Consider the following 25,032-nt stretch of genomic DNA (forward strand, 5'->3'; position numbering starts at 1 on the left):
GGAAAAAAGATGACTTGCACATAGGCAATGCGATTAGAAGTGCTGCACTTCCATTTCTTGTAAAACCTCGCCAATAGCGTTCACGGCCGCCTGCATATCGTCCTGACTGACGTGGCCGATGCAGCCCACACGGAAAGTCTCGACCTCGGTTAATTTGCCCGGATAGAGGATGAAACCTTTGGCTTTGACGCGTTCGTAGAATGATTTGAATTGATAGCGCGAATCTTGTGGGGCGTGAAAGGTGACGATAATCGGCGCCTGAATCGCTTCGGGCAGGAAGCTGCGTATGCCGAGTCTGGCCATGCCGTCGAGCAGCGTCTGGCAGTTATTGGCATAGCGTTTGAAACGCCCGGGCAAACCCCCTTCTTCGTGGTATTGCACCAGCGCTTCGTGCAAGGCGGCCACCACGTGGGTGGGTGGGGTAAAGCGCCATTGCCCGGTTTTCGCCATATAGGCTTGTTGGTCGTGCAAGTCCATCGCCAATGAGTGCGAATGACCGGCAGCATTGGCGAGTGAAGTTTTGCGAGCAAAGACAAAGCCCATCCCGGGGACACCTTCCAGGCATTTACCGGAGGCAGCAATCAGTGCGTCGAAGGGGATTTTTTGTGCGTCGATGGGCAAGGCGCCAAAGGAGCTCATGGCGTCGATGATCAGGCCTTTACCCTGGTGAGCGACGACAGCAGAAATGTCTGCAAGCGGGTTAAGCATCCCCGTGCTGGTTTCACAGTGGATCACTGCCACATGAGTGATGCTTGGGTTTGCCCGTAACAGGCGTTCAACGTCGCTGGCCGTGGTGGGTTGGTCTTCTACCGTTTCAAAGGTGCTGAAGCGACGGCCCAGTACCTCACAGATATTTGCCAGGCGTTTCCCGTATGCGCCATTAATCAGTACCAATACATGACCATCGCGTGGCACCAATGTGCCGATGGCCGCTTCGACCGCGAAGGTGCCGCTGCCTTGTAAGGGCACGCAGTGATGGCTGTCTGCGGCGTTAATGATGGCGGATAACTGCTGACACACATGGGCCGTCAATTGGTTGAAGCCGTCATCCCATGATCCCCAGTCGACCATCATGGCGCGGCGTGTCCGGGCCGAGGTTGTCAGCGGGCCAGGGGTCAGCAGGATCGGCGCTACAGTGCTCATTCGTGGTTCCTCAAACGCGGGGATAGCTACTGAATACACGGCATAAATTGCAGTTTGAGTTGATATCAATCAAATTGTTTGTTGTTATGCCAGCCATCAGCGAGGCTTATAGATATGAATTTGTTTCAATTGCGCGCTTTTGACGCTGTTGCGCGCGAAGGCAGTTTTACCCGCGCAGCTGCCCGTCTGTTTATCAGTCAGCCCGCTGTCACCGGGCATGTCAAAGCGCTTGAAGAGCATTACCAGATCACCTTGCTCAGGCGAACGGCTCGGCGGGTGGAGTTGACCGAAGAAGGCACAAAACTGGCCGCTATTACTCGCGCCATGTTTGGTCTGGTGGATGAAGCGCAGGTGATGCTTGAGGCCAATCGCCAGTTACTCACAGGGCGGCTTGAAGTCGCTGCCGATGGGCCGCACCTTGTGATGCCCTTGTTGGCCAGACTGCGGGAGCAATACCCTGGGGTCACCGTCAATTTACGTTTGGGCAATGCACAGGAGACATTGGCTGCGCTGCTTTGCGAGCATGTTGATGTGGCTGTTCTGACCGAAGTCGAGCCGCGTCAAGGATTAACGCTTCAGCTACTGGAGGCGTCTCGCGTGTGCGTGCTCGTCCCTGTGGGTCATACCTGGCTGTCGCTGGAGGAGGGCATTGATATTGGGCAATTGCACCAGGAAATTATGGTGTTACGTGAACCTACTTCCATCACCCGCCGCACATTCGATAGTGCTTGCGCCCAGGCAGGCGTCAAGCCCAGGGTCCTGCTTGAACTGGACAGCCGCGAAGCGGTTACTGAAGCCGTGGCTGCCCAGTTGGGTATTGGAATTGTATCGTCGGCTGAAACCAGCCCTGACCCTCGTGTCAGGGCCGTGCAGATAAAAGGTGAGGGTTTGATCAATCGGCACATGCTCGGTTGCATGGAGCGCCGTGCAGAGTTGCGATTGATCAAAACATTTATGGCGCTGGGGCAATGATGTAAATCACGGCCTTGAAGTTATTATTCACCCCATATGGCGGCGGGTTGATCCCTGTGGTAATCATAAAAACCTTGTAGTTCCCAAGTGTTACCCCTTCTTTCGAACGCTGCCCGCCAGGCGCCTCTGCCTGTGCCAGGATCTAGCTGAGCCATGTCGTACCAGTAATAACCGCGAATTTTCTTGGTCGTTACCCTGCCTGCACGGATATCTTCCATCACTTCATTAACTTTGGTTCTCGCCGCCTCCGGGAAATTTTCATAAGCCATCTGTGTATCGGCCAGCGCACTGGTTTCAACCCTAAATGTGTTTTCAATGGCTGATGTTGCGGAGGTTGCAGAAGTGTCAACCGTCTCAGGCGTTTGAGTCGAGCCGGTCACTTTATGGGTTGTTGTTTTAGTCAAAGCTTGCGTTTCAAAGGGCTCGGTGTATTTCGTAAGCGTATTGAAAAAATGGTTGACGTCCTCTTTGCTGGTGACTTGAAGTTTCGGCTGTTTGATTCCTTTGTTGACGATGAAGTACGGCAGCTGTTTGCTTCGGATTTCCGTTAACAGGCCCAGTTTGTTCCGGGCGCTCATTTCCTCTCGGAAAATCTGGCGTTGTAACTGTCGATGCTCAGCCTGGTGTTGAGGCACTGCAAGATAATCATTGATTGCCTGAAGGCTGGCCTGTGTAGCCGTTTCAGGCAGTTGAAGCTGGGTGACGAGTGCCTGTGTACTTTTGGCTTCAGTAGCGTTCTTTAATTCTTCTTGATCGCGTATTAATTTACCGAGCTCTGTTTTGCTTTTTCCGCTTTGGCCGGTGAGTACAATGACCTTCGCGCCAGAAATTTTGTCGTTCAAAATGCCCATTTCGAAATTAAAATTACCGCTCTTATCAATAAACGTATTTTTAAGCGGGAGGGCCAAGTCAAATAGTTTGATTCGACTTTCATCTGCAATGTCTACATCCGGTAGTTCGGCTTTGATTTTTTTAGTCAGGTAGTCAACGGCATGCCACACATCATATTTGTAAATTAAATTTCTATGGCTTGGCTCATGTGCAGTGAAGCGTGTTCGGCCCTGATTAAGGTCGCTGATTAATTGGCGAAAACGCTCAATGCTGCGGGTATCGAATTGCGCCATGCTTTCTTCAAGCAAGCGGGTGACCAGCTCGTCGGGCATTGAATCAATCAGGTCCCTTGCCGCTTGCACAGTACCGGCACTTCGTCGCATCGGTTTGGCCAATATGCCTTCCAACAGTGCACTGCGTGTCTTCTGCTCGGGGGTTTGCGGTGTTCGTCCCAATACGCCGCCCATACCTCCTCGGGTATGGTGCTCCAGAGGTTTGAGTCGCCATGCCCCATTTTCTCGAAAAAGTTCGCGCGCAACGCCGAGACCTCCATGTTTTGTGGGGTGATAAATAATCCGTTTGCCGCCAACGGGTACGCGGCTTAAAAACCAGTCTGCTCCTGCCTTCACATACTGATGAAGCCCGTTTCGTTCTTGATAAATACCGTTTTCGAGAGGGATAGGGTCTTTGGGAAGCCACTGTTTCGTATCCACCCGGTAAGGCTTTAACTGCGGATCGGTCATGTTGACCAAGCGAGAAAGTGGGGGGCGTGTTTTTCTACGCCGACCTCTGACCTTGGCCATGATCAGATCCTGACCCGCTTCAGCCAGTACTTCCCCCAGGCCACTGATAAAATCCTTGGCCCATTGGCTGAAACTGCCCCCTTCATCCTGGATTGCTGAAATCGCAGCGCCCCCAGCCATCACGGGCAAGATAGAACGTGCCAAAATTCCACCCAGCCGGCCTGTGGGGTACAACGAAAATACACCTGTGATTAAGGTGACCCCCCGGATGCGACCTTCTTGAGCCGCGGAGCTGTTACGTTCGGCGTTGGTCACGGTCAGTACATCTGCGGTTTGCAGTGCGTGAGCTAACTGGGTCTCGTGCAGCGTTTTAAACAGATCACCCTCAACCACGGCGCTGACCATTTTTATCGCCAAGTCAGCTTCGAACCGCCTTTTTGCGGCATAGAAAATAGATTGAGTAACGGTTTTTAATTTCTCGCCAAATGAGAGTGAGTCCGGCGACCGTGTCAGGCTGATCAATGGCTCGGCCTGTTCAGTCAAAGGCAAATGCGAAATCATCCAGCGGGCCATTTCAGGTGTTGCAGTCAGTGCGTGTGCCACGCTGGCGCGCAGTCCTCGGGTGTTTTGGGCTTCAACCGTTCTGAACATCTTGCCGTCCGGGGCGTGCGGTGTGTACAGGGTCAGTGAAGGTCGGCTGGGCACACTGGCTACGCCAAACCCGATCAGGTCCTTGATGACGCTGGCGCCATATTTAAATTGGTGGACAACCACCTCGTGCCCATTGACTTTGTTTCGTCCAAGCGGGGAGGGACTGTCCAGTGCTGCCAGCACCAGATTCAATTCGGTATTGTCCCGGTTGTAGATCAGGTCACCCGAGATATGCGCTGACCACAGTTGAGCCCGCATCTGTTTCTCTTTGAGGGACATCCATTCGGCCTGACGTTCTCGGGCCAGTGACGGCAGAGTGTAGGCCAGGCGAGCCCCGACATTGGCGCGCTCGATGATGTCGACAATCTGCTCAAAACTCAGTGGCCCTTCTATGCTTGGGTGCAAGGCATTGCGTTCGTCCGGTGTCAGGTTTGACATCGCCCATTCAGTCATGGATCGCAGGTCTTGAAAGAATGTTGGAACCGAGTGCAAAGCCACACCTGAATCAAAGGGAGAGCTGCCTTTGGGCGCATGGGGGTCAATTATGTTTTTTTCGATGCCCACTAATATTTGGTCCGGGTCTGCCGGGTCATATTTTTCAGCGATCAGGCGCGTCAATAATGTTCGGGTCCATTGGCGAAGGGCATCAGGGGTCCCTAGCATCACGGGGTCTGGTGGCAGTGTCGAATGGGCCTGCACACTGCTGTGCAGGTCCTGAACCGCTTTCCACCAGGCCAAACGGTCTGCACCTGTGACGTAGGTATTGGCATTTAACCAGTCATTTTGTTTTTTCTGACTCAGGCGCAATTCGCGTTCGTCCATGGCGCCTGCCAAATCGAGCCGGGTGCCGATGTCTGCAGCGGCATCCAGTCGAACCACCCACGTGTGGATGTCTTCTTCTGTTTGCGGACCCTGCAATAACACGTGGTTGATGGCTGCTTTTTGCTCTTTACGCAAGTCGTTGACCAGGCAGGTGAGGAAGTTATCTGTCAGGGGCGCGATGTGCACCTGATCTTGATCATCACCGTCTTGCGTAAGGTCGATTTTCAGCTCATTCAGATGTGTGTATACCTCCAATGCTTCACCCAGCCTGTACAGCAGCGCCTGGCCCGACTCGTCATCATGCTGTGTAAACACGACCGCACAGGGTATGGGAACGCTAAACCCCCAACCCTCTGGTGTATGGCTCAAGCGATAAACCCCTGGTCGTATACTGGCCGTCATTTCTTTGCGCAGATGTGCGTCGGGGGCTGACAGCGCATAGTCCGTGACCGCTTTGTGCATATCCGGGCTCAACGCCGTATCTAACAGGTGAAGATCTACCTGAGCCCTTAGTTGGCTACTGAATTGAAGCGCTAGCCACTCGCTGACACTGCGCTCCTGACTGTACTCAGCAGGTGAATCCCAGAAATCGTTAAATGCCCTCTCGACGTGTCGTTGATATGACACAGCAAGCGTTGTGACTAACAACCGCTCGAGTTTTATTTTTGCGCCATTGCTGTTAAGCACCGCTGGAACCTGCGTTATGTCACCTTGAGTATGAACAAGCTCGATGTCGTCCAAATTGAGGAAAAGGGTGCGTGTATCCAAATGGCCGGCAATTGCGTGCCAAAACAGTGTGATCAGGGGGACGGATTGCGTCACCGTACGTTTGTTCGCTTGGTCTTCGGGGTCATTCTTGAAAGTGCGCAGTGATAGTTCACTTGCGTTCAAGTCCTGACCCATTGAGGGGAATGTGGTCTTGAGCCAGTCATTCAGGTGCTGCGTAGCAATGTCCGAGGGCCGGGCAAATTCATTGTTCAAACGCAGCATCAATTGTTGTGAAGCGCTTACTTTTTCCGTATGTACGGTGGTTTCGTCCACCGCGCCATCAGCCTGCAAGGCGCCTTTACCATTACCGTTAGGGAGCTTAATCAAAGGGTTTGAGTAGATATCTCCAAGGAATACTTCCAGTAACGTTAACAGCGATCGAGAGGTGCCCTGTGTGAAAAATGCAACTCGAAAGGCCCGCCCTGTAGCCGGGTCGAAAACTCCACGGGCCACAAATAGCTCGAAAGCTGCACTGGCCAAAACACCCGACCATTTATAAGAGTAAGTCCTGGCCCCCGGGGTTGCGGCAATCAATTGTGCGGTGTTGCTCGCATGTGTATGACTCGGCCAGTGCAAGTGCCCGACCTCGGCACTTAACTCATCAAAAACCTGTTGAATGGTTCGACCGTCGCCAAAGCTGCGATGCAGCTCAAAATCGAACAGCATGTTCAGCATTAAATGTGCGGTAGCCCAGCTGGTTTGGGTGCGGATCAGCGTCATCTGCCGATCAATCATCGCTTCAGGTATCGATGCGCCTGTCTGATAGTGACTGGACATCCAGAGCACGAACTCTTTGCAAAAGCACCATTGCTCCATGACTTGGCTAGCAAACTCCTGGGAGTCATGCCCCAACCCTTTTAGTCCGGATAGATCTCCGTAAACACCGCCAGTCAGCACGTGTTGCAAGCCGTGACCAAATTCGTGAAGCACCATTCGCAACTGAGTGTATTCAAGCAGACAAGGTGTATGCGTCGTACCGGGTGTGAATGTGAAACGCATGACGGCAATCGGCAATCGAATTTGCCCTTCTGCGGTCAGACGGCGATTTCGCAAACCCAGTGTGGTAACGGATGCGTCACTCACTGCTCGTTGGTAGGGGTCTATGAACAAATAGCCGATAGCCTCGCCATGCTCACGGACTTCGATAAGGCGTACATCCTCTTGCCAGGGTTCAAAATCCGAACGTTCAAGCAGCTCGATGCCGAACATGATTTGTGCAAATTGATATAACCGGTTCAGAACAGTGTCGAGGGCAAAGTATTCGCTTAGCGCTTCTGGGGATACGGCGTGTTGCTGACGGATCTTTTCTGCCAGGAATTCATAGTCCCAAGGTTGTACATCGGTAATGCCGTGCAGGGGCGCTAACTGATGAAGCTGCATGGACTCATTGTCAAAAATACGCCTCTGTTCCTTTAGGATATTGCGCATAAACGTCAGCACTTGATCAGGAGTCTCGGCCATCTGTTCCTCGAGGGCCAAGTGAGCGAAGTTGTCATACCCCAGCAAGTTGGCTAGTTCATGGCGATCAGTCAGGAGTAAAGCCATCTCATCAGCTTCCACAAAGGGTGGGTCAGGAAGTGTTGCGGTCAAGGTTGTTGAATGATGGGCCATCCATAACGCTTGTCTTAACGGTCGATGTTCGGCATGCAGCATGCACGAGCGAAATAGTTCATCACTCAGGTTGATCCACCAGCCTTCAATGTTCTTCTGCTGGGCGTATGCCGCCATACGCATTTTGATTGGTTGTGGGAGGCCGCCCAGCAGCAATTCGTCTTTGATGTGCAGGCCCCTGGTCTGACGGGTTTGCTCAGCGTGAAATTTGATCGCCGTTTCGCGCGCCTGAATGTCTGCTTTTAACTCGACCACCCGGCGCAATTGAATGGCTGGAAGGTGGATGCCTGTAGATCGAAATTCACGCGCTTTTTGTTGCAATACCCTTTGGCGCGCGCTATCGAACAGGGCCGCTGCCGGGCTGTTGGCGAGGTTCTCATACAAAACCGATAATTCCCGATTCTGTGCCAGTTCTGTTTTGTAGGTTGTCAGTTGTTGTGTGCTGTGTTTTGCAGCCATTAGCCACGTATCGTGGGTAGTCACCGAGCTGATTAAATCGATCAAATGCAACGTTTCATCAAGCCGCGCTTTCACATCATCCATCGCCAGCACCAGATCGTCCCATGTGGCTAAAGGCGTCTGGCTTGAAATAATTTCAGCGACTTTCGTGCGGCTGTCGGCAAGGATTTTTTCGATGGCAGGCGCCAGATGCTCTGCGCGAACAGTGGCAAATGGCGGTAAGTCATAAGAAGACAATAGTGGGTTGTAGGCTTGCATGATCTCTTCCTGAGACGGGTGCGGAGCGAACAACTTAGTGAGGTCAGTGACAGGCTAGGGCGTATAAAGTTATCGCCCGACATCAAATTGCGGCCGGCTGATCGGAATTTTTGGTCGATTGACGGCACCTTGCTGTATAAACTTGCGCCCATTGGGCGGTGAACACGCCACGACACAGCAGATTGAGAGAGTAAGCATGGGCGCACAGTGGAAGGTTAAACACAAAGCAGACGCCGCCAACAGCCGCGGCAAGATCTTTGGCAAACTGGCCAAGGAACTGACGGTTGCTGCGCGCAATGGCGCAGACCCGGACATGAACTCGCACTTGCGTCTGGTGTATGAGCAAGCCAAAAAGGCTTCGATGCCTGCTGACACCATCAAGCGTGCGATCAATAAAGGCGCGGGTATCGGTACTGAAGCCGTGCAATACCATCGCGTGACCTATGAAGGTTTTGCCCCGCATCAAGTGCCTCTGATCATTGAGTGCCTGACCGATAACATCAACCGCACCGTCGCTGAGATTCGCGTTGCCTTCCGTAAAGGCCAGTTGGGTGCTTCGGGCTCGGTGGCTTGGGATTTCAACCATGTGGGCATGATTGAAGCGAAGCCAGAAACCCCGGACGCCGATCCTGAGATGGCAGCGATTGAAGCGGGCGCTCAGGATTTTGAGGAGGGCGAGGAAGAAGGTACAACGTTGTTCATCACCGAGCCTACAGACCTCGATGCTGTGCAAAAGGCGTTGCCAGAACAGGGTTTCATCGTGTTGTCGGCCAAACTGGGTTACTTGCCAAAAAATCCGGTGAGTGGTTTGAGTGATGAGCAGATGGCCGAAGTTCAAGAGTTTCTGGCCAAACTTGAAGAGCAAGATGACGTGCAGGAAATGTTTGTGTCGCTGGCATAAACCTAAAGAAGTCATGAGCAGTATTTGACTCTGTAGCCCCTGCGGCAGGGGCTACAGAGTTAGCACCGCCTTTAAGGCAACCGCTGTAAAACCTCTGTAAATCCTGGGCGTTCCAGTACCTCAGGCTGCATGCAGCGTTTGTGCAGATCTTCCAGTATGCCTCGCCCTTGATCGCTCAAGCCTGAGTCGATTCTTTGCAGCAGTTCACCCAGTAAAACCCCGAATGCACGGACTTCAATGCGTTGCAGGGCGCGGCTCTGCTGGCTGTCGTCGGTGGCATGGAAGCACGCGGCACCAAAGTCCCCCAATACGCAGTCACCCTCAGCGTTGAACAAAATGTTGTGCGCATACAAGTCACCATGACAAATGCCTCGGGCATGCAGATGGTTGGCTGCTGAGGCAATGCCGCGGGCTATGCGTAATGCGCAGTTGTAAGTGAAGCGTGTGCTCTCGGCGTATTCGTCGCGACTGCAGCTGTCGAAGCTGGGCAGGTCTGCCAGGTTGCTGAAAGACGGGGCGATGAGTTCCATCACCAGACCCGCCTGATTATCGGGATGGCCTGCGACGCGACCCAGCACTTTGATCAGATTCGGATGCTCGCCAGCGGCAATGCAGGCATTCATTTCATTAAGCGGAGAGCCGTCGCTGGTGATGCTGCTTTTGTACAGCTTTACCGCAACAGACTGTGGGGCTTGGCCGGGGCGGTTCCAGCGAGCTTGATGGATGATGCCGGACGCGCCTTCGCCCAGTTTATGTTCGAGCTCAAGCTGCGACCATGGGATGTCAGGGGTGTTGTCGGCTGGGCGCAGCGTGCTGGCGTCGTCGTTCAGCGGGTTCCCTGCATAAGCCAGCCAGCTCAAGGCGGGTAGCATCAGGACGATTTCAGGCAACTCGGTGAACTGGTTGGCGGCTAGCCGAATCAACTCCAGACGCTGGCAGTCAATCAAATTCTGCGGCAGATCGCGCAAGCGATTACCTGCCAGCATCAACTTTTGCAGCAGTGGGCGCTGACCCAACTCTTCGGGTAATTGGCTGATGCAATTGTCTGTCAGGATCAACCAGCGCAAAAGCGGTGGCAGCGCTTCGCCGGGCACGCTCGCTATCTGGTTGGCTTTGAAGCCAATCATGCTCAGTTGTGCGCATTGCCCCAGGCATGCGGGGAGTTCAGTGAAGTGATTGTCCGAGCAAAACAGGATGCGCAAACGGGTCAGGCGGTGAAGGTCGTCGGGCAGGCGGGTGAGGGCGTTGCCACTCAAGTTGAGAATTTCCAGCGAGTCTGCCAACTGGAAAATTTCCTGTGGAAACTCAGTCAGCCCGCACGATAGGTCTAGACGGGTGAGGCCTGCCAATTGGCCAGCCCGCAGTTTTGCGAGGGTATCCATAAACAGGCTTTTAATACTCTTGAAAATGGGCAGTCAGTGGGGCCGTCTAAATGCTAAATTTCAGGGCCCCGCTTATTGGGCTTAGCGCAGTTCGCGGACCATGCTCGACAGTGTGCTCAGTACGTCTTTGCCCAGTTGGCTCGAGCGTTTGCCTGACCACCCTGATTGGAGGTTGGGGGCATCGTTATTGTCTTTGAACGGCATTTCGAGGGTCAACGACAGGCAGTCAAATCGCTGGCCGACGCTGTTGCAGGCCAACGACATATTGGCTTGGCCGGGTTCATCGCGGGTGTAACCGTGAAGGGTTTGGAAGTCCGGGGTCTGTTGGCTCAGGTGCGAACGAAAGCGCTCTTCGAGGTTCGCCAAGCGTTCGGTGTAGCCAGGATTACCTTCGCAGCCCGCCGTGAATACATAGGGGATTTCTTCGTCGCCGTGGATATCCAAAAACACGTCAACACCGAATCTGTTCATTTGCTCAAGGGCGAAAAACACTTCCGGGCTGACAGCCGGGTCAGTGTTTTGCCACGCGCGGTTCAGATCCTGGCCATTGGCATTGGTCCGCAAGTGTCCGTGGAATGCGCCGTCCGGGTTCATATTAGGGATCAAGTAGAGGTCGGCGTAATCCAGCAGCTTACGCAGTTGCGGATCACTGCCTTGCTCCAGACGGTCGATAATCCCCTCCATAAACCATTCGGCCATGTGCTCGCCGGGATGCTGCTGGGCAATGATCCAGATTTTGCGCTTGTGACTGGCGCCCGTGCCCTTGCGCAGCAACTGGATAGCACGGCCTTCCACACTTTTGCCGGTGCTTAACACGCTGCAGCCGGCCTGAGGCCGGGTGGCGCGCGCGATCAATTGGTCATGGCGCTCGCGGCTGTAGGGTTCGAAGTAGGCAAACCACACCTGCGGGTGCTCGGCTTCAATATGGAAATTAAGCGATGTGCCGTCGAATGTTGTAGGCACGCGGAACCAATGCTCATGATCGTAAGAAGCCACGGCTTGATAGCCATCCCAGGCTCTGTTGTAGGAGGACTGGCTGGCATTGCTTAACTGGAAATGATGAGTCTGACCGGGTGTCAGGCCGTCCACTTTAAAGTGGAACCACTGGAAATGCGGGCTACGGGTATCTGGCTTGATCGCTAGAGTTATGCCCAGCGGATTGCTGGCATCCAGTACCTGAATATTGCCGCTGTCAAAGTCACTGCTGATTTGAACGGAAGAGGGCGCCACGGTCATCATCAAAATTCCGGAATCTGATCATTATTGGCGCTACTTTACATCGCAATGGCGACTAGCCAATACGGAATTTTGGAGTTAGCTAGGTAGGAAAATGCACAGCCAGAAGGGGGCGTCATCCCTGACGCGGCGCAAGAATAGTTAACTTGCGATTGATTCTCAAGTGCTAAATCGCCATTACCACCATAGTCGGGATCTTCAGGCTTTCGTTAGTCGATGTTCTTTTGCTATTATCGCCCGCATTGTAGTGGTCACCCAGAATGACTGCACACCTGACTTCATTAGCCTGAAGCACGCTGAGCCAGATAACTGGCCACAAAAAAAAGACCCGGCCATGAGCCGGGTCAAATAACCGTGATTAGCCTGATGAGGAGGTAATTCAAAAAACCGACCTAAGGTCTTTTGAATTATCGGCTGATCTCGCGACCAGTTGAGTGCAATAATAATCATTCCTATTTGAAGGTCAACTGTTTTTCTCGCGCCCTCTCTATTTTTTACTCCCCCTCCCCGAATTTCTATGCCCAGCAATCAGCACCTGCCTGTGTGCATGACGCCAAATAAATCGTTATCGCGCGTCCAGAGCCCTGTCCAGCAACATCTTGGCATTTTCAACAAAGTGAGCCACCCCAAGAAAAAGGTCGCGCTGAGCACCTTGTTGACTCTCGGCACCGCCTAGCGCCACAGCGATGGCACATCGCAGGTAATCGCACGCATTGACCAAGGCTTCTTCATGGCTTAAATCGCTACGGACCACGAAGATTTTTTTCTCCAGACACTGCTGGGAAATAGCTGGTTTCAAATAATAATCGAGTGCCCGCTGGCTGGCGGCACTGTCTTTCAAGGCTTCAAGCTCGATATCGGTGTCGTTATCCGGTGCGATTTTTGTTATCGGAGTCATGATTTACCTGCGTTTATGAGATTAATCGAATTAACCAAACCCAGAATAATACGCAAAGTATTTTCATGTCTAAAATAAATAATACGCAATGTGTATTGTTGCCTGAATTTCAACCCGTATTGTTCGGCAGATGGATAAATGGATCGCTTTAGTCAGACTCAAATTGCGTGAGCTTAGACTCACGCAGGAAAAACTCGCAGAGCGCGTCGGGGCTTCCCAGGGCGGCGTCGGGCATTGGCTCAATAAACGTCGTGAGCCTGACCTCGAAACGATGAACAAAGTGCTGAAAGCCCTGGGGCTGGAGCACCTTGAAGTCGCTATCGTGGTTCGCGAGCGCAGCGAAAACGTCGATGACTCAGCGGCCAATGAGCACATCTATGACATAACTTCGGCATTTCGTTACCCCGTCAGAGAGTGGGCATTGGCAGAGCAGGTCAGCGAGCCATCGGCTAATCAGGCTTATCCGGCGGGGATGGTGTTTGAGGTCACGGATCATTACGCCAAAGGGGCGGCATTCTGGCTGCAAGTGACGGGGGATGCCATGACGGCACCGGTGGGTATCAGCGTTGCTCAAGGCATGATGATATTGGTTGATCCGGACATCAGTGCCGAGCCCGGAAAAATGGTGATTGCACGTGTTCCCGGGATAGAGGAAGCGACCTTTCGCCAATTGATTGAAGAAAGTGGTCAGCGTTATTTAAAACCGCTGAATCCAACCTATCCCAAAACGGTTTTTGATCAGGATTGCCGGATTATTGGTGTGGTTGTGCAGGCCACCTACAAATTTTGACCCGGTTTTTTGCCAAGACTGAGAAAAGCGGAGCCGGATTACCGGCTCCGTCTTTTTCAGCCGTCACTCCAGCGCGACCAGCACGCTGCCTTCGTTGACCATTTCACCTTCCTGGCAAAACAAAGATTTCACCACCCCGTCGCGAGGTGATCGCAGGCTGTGTTCCATTTTCATGGCTTCGAGCACCACCAGTGCGGCGCCCGCTGCAACGGCCTGCCCGGGCGCAACTAAAACACGAACAACGCTGCCATTCATGGGGGCGCTTAGCCCTCCCTGTGAGTCGTGACTGCCGCTAGCGGTAATAACCGGATCGAAGGGTGTCACCGTGTGCAACTCACCTTCCCAGTAAAAGTACAGGGTATCCTCACGACGTATGGCCAAATGCCTGCGTTGCACGCCGTCTTCTTCAATGATCAGTTGCTCATGGTGCATAGCAGTCGAGGGTGCGGTCAGTGTGACGATCTGACGTTCGCCATTTGACTCCAGAGCCAGCAGTGTCTGTGAAGGCAAGCCGCAGCGCAGGCCGCAAGCTATCGCCCATGGAGAGGCGGGGTCGTCAGCGCGTATGTCTGGCGTGAGGCTTTGCCTGAACGCTTCGCCCGCCGCAGTCCAAAAAGCAGTCGGTAATGCTTGCGGCGCAGGCAACAATTGTTGCTGATAACGCGGGATAAAATCAGTGTCCAGTTCGGCGGCTGCGAAAGCTGGGTGCGCAATGATGCGGCGTAAAAAACTCAGGTTGGTTTTCAGGCCGCCAATGGCAAATTCATTGAGCATTGCCAATAGCCGTAGGCGAGCTTGCTCACGGTCTTCGCCCCAAGCGATCAGTTTGCCCAGCATGGGGTCATAAAAGGGTGATACCTCGTCACCCTCGCTAACCCCGCTGTCGACACGTCGTCCTGTGCCCGCGGCCGACTCGCGGTAAACCCGCAAACGTCCGGTCTGCGGCAGAAAGTCATTGCCCGGATCTTCGGCATACAGCCTTACTTCTATGGCATGGCCGCGCAAGGGGACTTCAGCCTGAGTGATGGGAAGCGGTTCCCCACGCGCGACGCGAATTTGCCACGCGACCAGATCCAGTCCGGTGATGGCTTCGGTCACCGGGTGCTCGACTTGCAGGCGCGTGTTCATTTCCATAAAGAAGAAATCCCCGCGTGCGTCGAGCAAAAATTCCACCGTGCCTGCGCCGACATAGCCGATGGCTTGTGCCGCGCGCACGGCGGACTCGCCCATGGCTTGACGCTGCGCGGCGCTTAGACCGGGAGCGGGGGCTTCCTCTACGACCTTTTGATGGCGGCGCTGAATCGAGCAATCACGCTCGTTGAGGTAGAGGCAATTACCGTGTTGGTCGGCAAACACCTGAATTTCGACATGACGAGGTTTGAGCACATATTTTTCCACCAGCATGCGCGCATCGCCAAACGAGGACAGTGCTTCACGTTGAGCAGACGCCAACGCCTCGGCCAGTTGGGTGACATTCTCGACCACTTTCATGCCTTTGCCGCCGCCGCCTGCCGTGGCCTTGAGCAACACCGGGTAACCAATGCGCTCAGCCGCAAGGCGGAAGGTCTCAAGGTCTTGGTCTTCGCCGTGATAACCCGGCACCAGAGGCACGCCTGCGAGTTCCATCAAGGCTTTGGCGGCGGATTTACTGCCCATGGCTTCGATAGCCGAGGCGGGCGGGCCAAGAAAGATCAATCCGGCTGCCTCAATGGCACGTGCAAATCCTGCATTTTCGGATAAAAAGCCGTAACCGGGGTGAATGGCCTGCGCCCCGCTGGCCTTGGCCGCAGCGATGATCTTGTCAATTTTCAGGTAGCTGTCAGCGGCTTTGCTACCGCCCAGGTTTACGCACAAGTCGGCTTCACGGCAGTGCCTGGCATCGCGATCCGTGGCGCTGTGAACGGCCACAGTAGTGAGGCCCAGCTCCTTTGCAGTACGCATCACACGGCAGGCAATTTCGCCGCGGTTAGCGACCAATATCGAGCTCAGGAGAGGTGTGCTCAAGGTCGTACCTCCTGGGGTGAGGCTGCATGTTGCCAAGTGGGTGCGCGTTTTTGCAGAAAGGCGCGCAAGCCTTCCTGGCCCTCTGGGCTGACCCTGATTCTGGCAATGGCATTCTCGCAGTAGCGACGTATGGCTGTGGTCGGCGCGCCATGACTGACTTCGCGCAACACGTCCTTGCAGGAGCGCATGGCCTGCGGGCTATTGAGCAACAGGTTGTCGATCCATTGAGCGATGTGTTGTTCAAGCTCGCTCGCGGGGTAGCACTCAGAGAGCAAACCCAGCTCGCGAGCACGTTCACCGCTGAAACGTTCAGCTGTCAGGGCATAACGGCGTGCAGCACGTTCGCCAATGGCTTGCACCACAAAAGGGCTGATGACGGCGGGTGCCAAGCCAATCCGGACTTCGGACAAACAGAACTGCGCATCCTCGGCGCCTATGGCCATGTCGCAGGCGCTGATCAGACCCAGCGCTCCGCCGTAGGCCGCGCCTTGAACCACTGCCAGTGTCGGGATTTTGAGTTTGGCCAGGTTGTACATCAGTTCAGCCAAGTGCCTGGCATCATCGAGATTGGTGTGATAATCCAGTTCGGCCGATTGCTGCATCCAGGCCAGGTCGGCACCGGCGCTAAAATGCTTGCCGCGTCCGCGCAACACCAGAAAACGCAGGCGGGGATCGCTTTGTACGGCGTCCAGCGCGAGGATCAGTTCGCGGATCATTTCAGCATTGAAGGCATTGTTTTTAGGCGCGCGACTCAACCACAAGGTGGCAAAACCCCGGGGGTCGGTGTGCAGTTCGAGGGTGGTGAATTCGATCATGTCCGTCAGTCCTTAATGGCTGGGGTGTGAAGCAAAGGCGCAGTGCAACTCACATGCGAAACACACCGAAGCGGGTGGGTTCTATCGGTGCGTTCAATGCGGCCGACAAACCCAGTGCCAAAACGTCGCGGGTTTGCGCGGGGTCGATGACGCCGTCATCCCACAATCGGGCGCTGGAGTAGTAGGGGTGCCCTTGACGTTCGTACTGATCAAGGATGGGCTGCTTGATCTGCGCCTCATCTTCGTCAGTAAACAGCAGGCCATTGCGTTCGGCCTGTTCACGTTTGACCTGCACAAGCACCCCGGCGGCTTGCTCTGCGCCCATCACGCCAATCCGTGCGTTTGGCCACATCCATAAAAAACGCGGATCATAGGCGCGTCCGCACATGCCGTAGTTACCAGCGCCAAAACTGCCGCCAATGATTACCGTGAACTTCGGCACCTTGGCGCACGCTACGGCGGCCACCAGTTTGGCCCCGTGTTTGGCGATCCCGCCGGCTTCGTACTTTTGCCCGACCATGAACCCCGTGATGTTTTGCAGGAATATCAAGGGAATGCCGCGCTGGCACGCCAGCTCAATAAAATGCGCGCCTTTTTGTGCGGCCTCCGCAAACAGAATGCCGTTGTTCGCCAGTATCGCCACTGGATAGCCGTGCAAGTGCGCAAAACCACACACGAGCGTGGTGCCGAACAGGGCTTTGAATTCATCAAACACCGAGCCATCCACCAGTCGTGCAATGACTTCACGAACATCGAAGGGCTGTTTGGCCTGCGCCGGAATGATGCCGTACAGTTCATCCAGGTTGTACAAAGGCGCCAAGGTTTTGCGTTGCTGCAGGTGGCCCAGTTTTCGCCAGTTCAGATTGGCAATGCAGCGCCGGGCCAGCGCCAGTGCGTGTTCATCGCTGTCGGCGTAATGGTCGGCTACCCCTGACACCTTGCAGTGCACATCGGCCCCCCCGAGGTCTTCAGCGCTGACCACTTCACCGGTGGCCGCTTTCACCAGCGGCGGCCCGGCGAGGAAGATAGTGGCTTGCTGGCGCACCATGATCGCTTCGTCCGCCATCGCAGGCACATAGGCCCCGCCCGCCGTACATGAACCCATGACCACGGCTATTTGCGGGATGCCCGCGGCACTCATGTTGGCCTGATTGAAAAAGATTCGCCCAAAATGCTCACGGTCCGGGAATACTTCATCCTGACGCGGCAAGTTGGCTCCGCCCGAATCCACCAGGTAGATGCAGGGCAGGCGGTTTTGTTCAGCTATGGTCTGCGCCCGCAGGTGCTTTTTGACAGTTAAGGGATAGTAAGACCCACCTTTGACGGTGGCGTCATTGGCCACAATCATGCATTCGACGCCTTCGACCCGACCTATGCCTGCGATTATTCCGGCGGCGGGTACGTCTTCGTCGTACACCTGGTAAGCGGCCAACTGACTAAGTTCCAGAAAAGGCGAGCCGCTATCGAGCACACGATTGATGCGTTCACGGGCAAGCAATTTACCGCGTGAGGTGTGACGCTCCTGCGCTTTACTTCCGCCACCTTGCTGCACGTGGTCGAGCAGGGTGTGCAAATGCCCGACCTGTTCAAGCATGGCGCTGCGGTTATTGAGGAACTCAGCTGAACGCACGTTGATCAGCGTCTGCAAAATGGACATGCGCGCACTCCTTAGCGAGTTTCGTTAAACAGTTCGCGGCCAATTAGCATGCGTCGAATTTCGCTGGTGCCCGCGCCGATCTCATACAGCTTGGCGTCACGCAGCAGGCGCCCGGCTGGGAATTCATTGATATAGCCGTTACCGCCCAGAATCTGGATGGCATCAAGGGCCATTTGGGTGGCGCGTTCAGCGCTGTACAAAATCACTCCGGCAGCGTCCTTGCGGGTGGTTTCGCCACGCTCGCAGGCGGCAGCGACGGCATACAAGTAGGCCCGGCTGGCATTGAGCTGAGTGTACATATCGGCGACTTTGCCCTGGATCAATTGAAATTCGCCGATGCTTTGACCGAACTGTTTGCGGTCGTGAATATAGGGCACGACCAGGTCCATGCACGCCTGCATGATCCCGGTGGGGCCACCTGAAAGCACTACGCGCTCGTAATCCAGGCCGCTCATCAACACCTTCACGCCGGCGTTCAACGTGCCCAGCAGGTTCTCTTGGGGCACCTCAACGTCGTCAAAAAACAGTTCGCTGGTGTTGGAGCCGCGCATGCCGAGCTTGTCGAAATGCTTGCTGCGGGTGAAGCCTTTCCAGTCGCGCTCGACAATAAACGCACTGATGCCGTGTGCGTTTTTTTCACTGTCAGTCTTGGCGTAAATCACATAGGTAGAGGCATCGGGGCCATTGGTGATCCAGGTTTTGCTGCCGTTCAGTACAAAGTGGTCGCCGCGATTGTCTGCACGCAGCTTCATGGAGACCACGTCAGAACCCGCGTTGGGCTCGCTCATGGCCAATGCGCCAACGTGCTCGCCGCTGATCAGCTTAGGCAGGTACTTGAGCTTTTGCGCGTGTGTGCCGTTTCGGTTGATTTGATTAACACAGAGGTTGGAATGGGCTCCGTAGGAAAGAGCCACAGATGCTGAGCCGCGGCTGATTTCTTCCATCGCGACCACATGGGCCAAATAGCTGAGACCGGTACCTCCGTACTCTTCCGGGACCGTGATACCCAGCAGGCCCATCTCCCCGAATTTACGCCACATGTCGGCCGGAAAAAGATTGTCCTTGTCGATTTGCGCCGCCCGTGGCGTCAGTTCTGCGGCGACGAAGGCTTGCACCTGATCGCGCAGCATGTCGATGGTTTCGCCCAAGGCGAAGTTCAAAGTCGGGTAGCTCATAGGGGCACCTTGATCATTATTCTTGTGGGAAAAAGCTGTTTGCGATGCGGCACATAACCTTTACGTTAACGTAAGCCTCGCCCCCCAGTGATGTCAACGACCTTGACGCATACGTCAACTCTATTTCATGGAACCTGCTGTGCCCGCAAAGGGCGTGTGTGCAGCCCAAGTACTCTCGTAGTGAGGCTTTTGGGAGGTCCGCAATGAGAGGGAAGTGAGTAGTGAGTGCTGTAGTAAATTTCTGTTTCTACTGTCTTACTTGAGAGTACTGGTACTGACGTTTTAAGGATATTTTTTGACCTGACATATATTCATTAAACCCAAAGCAGGCCTTCAGTCAGGACTTATAAGATGTCAGATAATCAGTTTAACCAACAGTCAGTCGTGCATGTATCAGATGACCCCAAAGCGGATTACGCAATCAGGTTGCCCAATGGATTTGTTAATCGATGCATTGAAAATATTTTTCCGCACATTGAATCTGAATTCGGTGGCGCTCTCGTTGATGATGAACTTGGCATTACAGTCAATTGGCAGTTGACTGAGCCGCCTGTATTAATCAGTCCCTATTATGTTCCTGAGATGATATGTGATTTGAATATCACTGTCGAAGCGGTGAATAAGAAAACAGCGTTTATCTCCGTTTTTCTCAATGATGGTTTGGATTTTGTTGAAACCTCAAACGGGTATGCGCTGAAGTTGTCGGGTTGGCCCTATATGGAACTTACCCCTGAGGATCCTTTTGCGCAGGCTGTACTCGAAAATAAGATGGGGGAAATTGTAAGTGCGTTAAACAAAATTTTTGCTGTTGTCCTGATTCCTAGAAATGTACCTGATTTTTTTCCTGAAATGGCACCGTTGAGAATATTGTCCTTTCCGTTTGAGACAGCCCAGTCAACCGGTAGTGTTCTTCGAACAGGGTATGGCGCAGAAAAATTTGTCGAGCAAAAATTAAAAGACATCGAGCCTCGTGTCAAAGGGCGGCTGGAACAGGTAGCGTCTGAGCGAGGTGCTTATGATGATGTTTTTCGCGTGCAGATAAGCCACCGTATTTTGGAGGATGTCATCACCGAAAAGTTTTGGGACCCGATGCCCAAAGAGTTTACTGAAGAGGGTGGGCTTGTTCGCCTGCTGAGTTTTAACCTGGAAATGAAGGATGATTACCTGGCATTAGTCGTTGATCTGGGCGGTCGTGTAAGAGTCGATGTACCGGGTCTGCCTGATCCTGAATGGTCGATTGATTTCTTAGCCCCTCTTGATGTGCACCTTAGGGTGCACGTCGCTGCCGATAACACAATCAGGATCAAGTATGAAGACACGTATTTCCCCTCGTTTAACCTTGTAGAAAACAATGCGTGGGCGGCTATATATGAGTATATGCTGCCGGGCTTGGAAAACATGATCAGGAATAAAATCGGTTCGGCATTGGAGAGTCATATCACCGCTCTGGTCGGTGATATCGATGAGTTGCTCTTTGAGTTGTCAGACGAAACGTTCGACATTGGCGATAAGACAGTAACGGTCTCTCCACAGATTACCGATATCCGTTCTTATGGGACTGTGGAGGCCTATTATTTAAATTTTGCCGGGGTAATGAATAGCTCGGTAAAAGTACGCTAAGCGTGCATTAAGCTGGGTGGCTGCGGTTACATGATCATGAGCTCGCGTCCTCATGATCATGAATTTCACTGAACACGAAGGGGAGCCGAAGCTCCCCTTTAATGTGTCGATGCCTGCACTGTTTTTATTATTGAAGGGCGGCCTGTTGTTGTTTTTGGAACTCACCCTTTGCTGCGTTTTGTGCGACCCCATACGGGTCAAGAGCAAACGTATTTTTTTGAGCGCTGATCCACTTTTATCACGGGCTATCAAACCTGTGATCCAACCTGAACGGGTGCTACCTGGAGGGTAGTTTTATTGTTCTCTGCCCGGTTGCGAGGTGGCTCTTAAGCTCCCCGGAAAAGTAAACCTTCTCCAAAAAAATCTGTTAGCTGCGTCTCTGCCGTGTTGTTTTTGTTATGTCAGAGTCGTTTCGTATTGTTTTTATTAGGTTGCTGCATTTTTTTATTCTTGTTATGCCAAAGAGATAGCAGGAGGCGTGCCAACTTTTGAAAGCCTATACAAATCAATAGGTTGAATAAATTCTGAAAAAAAACCGGCCTTTGTGTGGGCCGATTTGTTTCCGTGTTACTCGCGTGTAAGCGCATGCGGTAACACTGCGCCACACTTTTCAGCCACGTCGCGCTTTGGCCACGCGCGATCCCGTTGCACGGCCCAAAACCTTGCAGATGTGTTCCCCGGCCAACAGCAGCTTGTTCATGTCCACGCCGGTGTCGATACCCATGCCGTTGAGCATGTACAGCACATCTTCGGTGGCCACGTTACCGCTGGCGCCTTTTGCGTAAGGGCAACCGCCCAGCCCCGCAATCGAACTGTCAAAGACGCTGATACCTTCCTGCAAGCTGGCATAAATGTTGACGAGCGCCTGGCCGTAGGTGTCATGGAAGTGACCGGCAAGTTTTTCATGTGGGACGTATGCGGTTACCGCTTCGAACATCGCCCTTGTAGCTGTTGGGGTTCCGGTGCCGAGGGTGTCTCCCAGGGAAACTTCGTAACAGCCCATGGCGTAGAGTTCTTTGGCAACAGCCGCCACCTGTTGCGCGCTGACCTGGCCTTCATAGGGGCAACCCAGCACGCAGGACACGTAGCCGCGCACGCTTACACCTTGCTGGCGGGCAGCCTCGATGATGGGCTCAAAGCGCGCCAGGCTTTCACTGATGGAGCAATTGATATTGCGCTGTGAAAAGGCCTCGGAGGCGGCAGCAAATACGGCTACTTCTTTCACGCCTGCGGTCACAGCATCCTCAAATCCGCGCATATTAGGCGCCAATGCACCGTAGACCACCCCCGGTTTGCGATGAATGCGCGCGAATACATCAGCCGAGCCCGCCATCTGCGGCACCCACTTGGGCGAGACAAAGCTGCCGACTTCGATATAACTCAAGCCCGCCTCCGTCAGTGCATCAACCAGTTGCACCTTGTCCGCCACGCTAACGGGCTGGGCTTCATTTTGCAGGCCGTCGCGTGGGCCAACTTCGACCAGACGCACATGGCTGGGTAGGTTCATGGGGTCACCGTATAGACAGAGAGAGATAGAGGTCAGCTTGCCTCTTGGCTTTTAAGGGTCTGTTCCAATGCCTGGAGGCAGCGCTCTTCGGCGGTGTCCAGTTCAAGCTGCATCTGCTGTATGTCCAGCAGCTGTTGCTCCAGTTGTTCACGGCGCTCGGCAATTTTGGCCAGCATGCTGTTCAGTTGTTTTTGATTGCCCTGGGCCGGGTCGTAAAGCTCGATGAGTTCGCGGCATTCGGCCAGTGAAAAACCGATGCGTTTACCGCGCAATATGAGCTTCAGACTGACTTTGTCGCGGGCTGAATAGACCCGTTCCTGGCCGCGTCGCTCGGGGGCAAGCAAGCCTTGCTCTTCATAAAAACGGATGGCCCGGGTGGTGATGTCCAGCTCGCGGGCCAGGTCGGAAATGCTGTACGTCTGGCTGCTCATGGGCGCGCTCTTGATTCATCTTGAGCTTAAGCTACTGGCTGCTTGACGTTTACGTCAAGCACGCTGGCACTGGCGTATTTATTTTCCAGCGCAATTTGCTGTTGGCATACCTCAATCAATTGTTCACGCATCCAGCGATTGGCCGGGTCTTGTTCAGTGCTTTCATGCCAGTACAAATGTGTTTCGACATTGGCCAGCTCAGTGAGCGGCAAGGCCACATAATGCAAGGCGTGACGCCGTGCAAAGCGCTCGGGGACGGTCATCACCATGTCGGTTTGCTGAAGGACATTGGTTGCCATCAGGTAGTGCTGCGAGCGCAAAGTGATTTTGCGTTGCCGACCGATTTTGCCGAGTGCCAGATCGACCTGGCCCAGACCGTTACGTCGCGTCGAGATGTGGATATGGGTCAATGCCAAGTACTCATCAAGGCTGATTTTGGGTTTGCTGGCCAAGGGATGCCCTTGGCGCATGGCGCACACAAAACGATCTTCCATCAACTTCACGTGACGCACTTGCGGGTCGGTATTGAGCGGTGCATCTACGGCAAAGTCCAGTCGCCCTGCAGCCAGATCGCTGGTGGTTTCGCGCCGGTGGGCGAGAAAGCTCTCAACCACGATGGCGGGCGCCTGGCGGCGCAAGCGCTGAAACAAGGGCGGCAAAATCACCGCTTCAGAGAGGTCAGTCATGCTGATCCGAAACGTTTTGCTGGCTTGCAATGGATTAAAAATCCGACTTTCTTGCACCGATACACGTAGCAGGGCCAATGCGCTGCGCACCGGGCTGATGATGTTCTGGGCCATAGGCGTAGGCACCATCCCTTGGGCGGTGCGCACAAACAACGGGTCGTTGAAGCTTTCGCGTAAGCGGGCCAGCGCGTTGGACACCGCAGGTTGGGTAATTCCCAGTATTTGGCCCGCGCGCGTCAAGTTGGCTTCGGTGTAAATCGCGTCAAAGACGACAAACAGATTCAGATCGACCTTGTTCAGATTCATGGCACTTTGCTCTTTTTATCGGGTAAGACGAGGTGGCAAAACTATATTGCTTATGAATGGTAATACACGCTGTAAATAGACAACGCAAATGAAGCACGGCTGATCTAGCATCGGGAATGACTTATTCCAGTTATCCCGGCAGCAGGTAACCCTCAATGGATTTCGCTTATTCCCCGAAAGTTCAAGCGTTGCGCGAGCGAGTGACTGCGTTCATGGACACCTATGTCTACCCGGCCGAAACCCTTTTCGAGCAGCAAGTGGCCGAGGGAGATCGCTGGCAACCGACGGCGATCATGGAGGAACTCAAAGGCAAGGCTAAAGCTGAAGGGTTATGGAACTTGTTTCTGCCCGAGTCGCAAGCAGGGGCGGGACTGAGTAATCTTGAATACGCGCCACTGGCCGAAATCATGGGGCGCTCGATGCTCGGCTCGGAGCCCTTTAATTGCTCGGCCCCTGATACCGGCAATATGGAAGTGCTGGTGCGTTACGCCACTGAATCGCAAAAGCAGCAGTGGCTTGAGCCTTTGCTGCGCGGGGAAATTCGTTCGGCATTTGCGATGACTGAGCCCGATGTCGCTTCATCCGATGCAACCAATATGGCCGCGCGGGCGGTGCGCGAGGGCGACCAGTGGGTGATTGACGGACGTAAATGGTGGACCTCGGGCGCCTGTGACCCGCGCTGCAAAATTTTGATTTTTATGGGCCTGAGCAATCCTGAAAACCCGCGTCATCAACAGCACTCAATGATTCTGGTGCCCGTTGACACTCCGGGCGTAAAAGTCGTGCGCCCATTGCCGGTGTTTGGTTATGACGATGCGCCCCATGGTCATGCTGAAGTTCTATTCGATAATGTCCGGGTGCCTTACGAAAACGTACTGCTGGGTGAGGGGCGAGGTTTTGAGATTGCTCAGGGTCGTCTCGGCCCGGGGCGCATCCATCACTGCATGCGCTCGATCGGCATGGCTGAGCGTGCGTTGCAATTAATGTGTAAACGTTCGCTGGCGCGCAGTGCGTTCGGCAAACCACTGGCACGCTTGGGGGGCAATATCGACACGATTGCCGACTCGCGAATGGAAATCGACATGGCACGGCTGTTGACGCTCAAGGCGGCGTACATGATGGACACGGTGGGGAACAAAGTCGCCCGAAGTGAAATTGCGCAGATCAAAGTGGTTGCGCCAAACGTGGCTTTGAAGGTAATTGACAGAGCCATTCAGATGCATGGCGGAGCGGGGGTCTCGGGTGATTTTCCGCTGGCTTATATGTATGCCATGCAGCGCACGTTACGACTGGCCGATGGCCCGGACGAAGTCCACAGAGCCGCAGTGGGCAAGCTGGAGCTGGATAAGTACGCCTAGTCGTCAAG

17 protein-coding genes are annotated in these 25,032 nt (G+C 54.0%); 5 read left to right on the forward strand and 12 right to left on the reverse strand.

What is annotated here, in order from left to right:
• Nucleotides 1-33 precede the first annotated feature (33 nt).
• Nucleotides 34-1,143, reverse strand: a complete 1,110-nt coding sequence (locus tag ACI7MX_RS13815; RefSeq protein ID WP_405588978.1) for a 2-aminoethylphosphonate--pyruvate transaminase — start codon at nucleotides 1,141-1,143, stop codon at nucleotides 34-36.
• Nucleotides 1,144-1,257: 114 nt separating this feature from the next.
• Here ACI7MX_RS13815 and ACI7MX_RS13820 point away from each other — a divergent pair, with 114 nt between their 5' ends.
• Nucleotides 1,258-2,115, forward strand: coding sequence for a LysR substrate-binding domain-containing protein (locus ACI7MX_RS13820; RefSeq protein ID WP_405588975.1), 858 nt, complete (start codon nucleotides 1,258-1,260; stop codon nucleotides 2,113-2,115).
• Nucleotides 2,116-2,138: 23 nt separating this feature from the next.
• Here the strand turns inward: ACI7MX_RS13820 and ACI7MX_RS13825 are convergent, their stop codons facing one another.
• A complete protein-coding gene (locus tag ACI7MX_RS13825) occupies nucleotides 2,139-8,258 on the reverse strand; it encodes a M3 family metallopeptidase (protein WP_405588972.1) in 6,120 nt (2,039 codons plus the stop codon).
• Nucleotides 8,259-8,454: 196 nt separating this feature from the next.
• On the opposite strand from ACI7MX_RS13825, the gene ACI7MX_RS13830 reads away from it, so the two are divergent.
• Nucleotides 8,455-9,159, forward strand: a complete 705-nt coding sequence (locus tag ACI7MX_RS13830) for a YebC/PmpR family DNA-binding transcriptional regulator (protein ID WP_405588969.1) — start codon at nucleotides 8,455-8,457, stop codon at nucleotides 9,157-9,159.
• A gap of 71 nt (nucleotides 9,160-9,230) precedes the next feature.
• Here ACI7MX_RS13830 and ACI7MX_RS13835 read toward each other — a convergent pair whose 3' ends face one another.
• From ACI7MX_RS13835 to ACI7MX_RS13845, 3 genes are all read right to left on the reverse strand, one after another.
• On the reverse strand, nucleotides 9,231-10,541 hold the full coding sequence (locus ACI7MX_RS13835) for a leucine-rich repeat-containing protein kinase family protein (protein ID WP_405588966.1): 1,311 nt from the start codon (nucleotides 10,539-10,541) through the stop codon (nucleotides 9,231-9,233).
• 81 nt (nucleotides 10,542-10,622) lie between these two features.
• Nucleotides 10,623-11,777, reverse strand: coding sequence for a M14-type cytosolic carboxypeptidase (locus ACI7MX_RS13840; protein ID WP_405589193.1), 1,155 nt, complete (start codon nucleotides 11,775-11,777; stop codon nucleotides 10,623-10,625).
• A 565-nt stretch (nucleotides 11,778-12,342) separates the two neighbouring features.
• Nucleotides 12,343-12,675, reverse strand: a complete 333-nt coding sequence (locus tag ACI7MX_RS13845; RefSeq protein ID WP_314489168.1) for a DUF6124 family protein — start codon at nucleotides 12,673-12,675, stop codon at nucleotides 12,343-12,345.
• Between the two features lie 130 nt (nucleotides 12,676-12,805).
• On the opposite strand from ACI7MX_RS13845, the gene ACI7MX_RS13850 reads away from it, so the two are divergent.
• On the forward strand, nucleotides 12,806-13,465 hold the full coding sequence (locus ACI7MX_RS13850) for a S24 family peptidase (protein ID WP_314489165.1): 660 nt from the start codon (nucleotides 12,806-12,808) through the stop codon (nucleotides 13,463-13,465).
• A 63-nt stretch (nucleotides 13,466-13,528) separates the two neighbouring features.
• On the opposite strand, the gene ACI7MX_RS13855 is transcribed toward ACI7MX_RS13850, so the two are convergent.
• Genes ACI7MX_RS13855 through ACI7MX_RS13870 form a run of 4 tightly spaced genes read right to left on the reverse strand, consistent with a single transcriptional unit; the run spans nucleotide 13,529 to nucleotide 19,116 of the window.
• On the reverse strand, nucleotides 13,529-15,406 hold the full coding sequence (locus tag ACI7MX_RS13855) for an acetyl/propionyl/methylcrotonyl-CoA carboxylase subunit alpha (RefSeq protein WP_405589190.1): 1,878 nt from the start codon (nucleotides 15,404-15,406) through the stop codon (nucleotides 13,529-13,531).
• 59 nt (nucleotides 15,407-15,465) lie between these two features.
• Entirely contained in the window at nucleotides 15,466-16,284 is an 819-nt protein-coding gene (locus ACI7MX_RS13860; RefSeq protein ID WP_314489160.1) for a gamma-carboxygeranoyl-CoA hydratase, read from the reverse strand.
• 49 nt (nucleotides 16,285-16,333) lie between these two features.
• Nucleotides 16,334-17,941, reverse strand: coding sequence for a carboxyl transferase domain-containing protein (locus ACI7MX_RS13865; RefSeq protein ID WP_405588961.1), 1,608 nt, complete (start codon nucleotides 17,939-17,941; stop codon nucleotides 16,334-16,336).
• Between the two features lie 11 nt (nucleotides 17,942-17,952).
• Entirely contained in the window at nucleotides 17,953-19,116 is a 1,164-nt protein-coding gene (locus ACI7MX_RS13870; RefSeq protein WP_405588958.1) for an isovaleryl-CoA dehydrogenase, read from the reverse strand.
• Nucleotides 19,117-19,467: 351 nt separating this feature from the next.
• On the opposite strand from ACI7MX_RS13870, the gene ACI7MX_RS13875 reads away from it, so the two are divergent.
• Entirely contained in the window at nucleotides 19,468-20,736 is a 1,269-nt protein-coding gene (locus ACI7MX_RS13875; protein WP_405588955.1) for a hypothetical protein, read from the forward strand.
• Nucleotides 20,737-21,346: 610 nt separating this feature from the next.
• Here the strand turns inward: ACI7MX_RS13875 and ACI7MX_RS13880 are convergent.
• From ACI7MX_RS13880 to ACI7MX_RS13890, 3 genes are read right to left on the reverse strand one after another with little or no spacing between them, the layout of a single operon-like run.
• Nucleotides 21,347-22,243: a hydroxymethylglutaryl-CoA lyase gene (locus ACI7MX_RS13880; RefSeq protein WP_314490056.1), complete on the reverse strand. Its 897-nt coding sequence runs from the start codon at nucleotides 22,241-22,243 to the stop codon at nucleotides 21,347-21,349.
• Nucleotides 22,244-22,275: 32 nt separating this feature from the next.
• Nucleotides 22,276-22,674, reverse strand: a complete 399-nt coding sequence (locus ACI7MX_RS13885; RefSeq protein ID WP_314490054.1) for a MerR family DNA-binding transcriptional regulator — start codon at nucleotides 22,672-22,674, stop codon at nucleotides 22,276-22,278.
• 26 nt (nucleotides 22,675-22,700) lie between these two features.
• The gene (locus tag ACI7MX_RS13890; protein ID WP_314490052.1) at nucleotides 22,701-23,666 is read right to left on the reverse strand and encodes a LysR family transcriptional regulator; all 966 of its coding nucleotides are present in this window, start codon (nucleotides 23,664-23,666) and stop codon (nucleotides 22,701-22,703) included.
• A gap of 155 nt (nucleotides 23,667-23,821) precedes the next feature.
• On the opposite strand from ACI7MX_RS13890, the gene ACI7MX_RS13895 reads away from it, so the two are divergent.
• Nucleotides 23,822-25,024, forward strand: coding sequence for an acyl-CoA dehydrogenase (locus ACI7MX_RS13895; RefSeq protein WP_405588950.1), 1,203 nt, complete (start codon nucleotides 23,822-23,824; stop codon nucleotides 25,022-25,024).
• The last annotated feature ends 8 nt before the right edge of the window (nucleotides 25,025-25,032 follow it).

This window comes from Pseudomonas sp. 2024-210, from assembly GCF_045062345.1.
Classification (GTDB): Bacteria; Pseudomonadota; Gammaproteobacteria; order Pseudomonadales; family Pseudomonadaceae; genus Aquipseudomonas.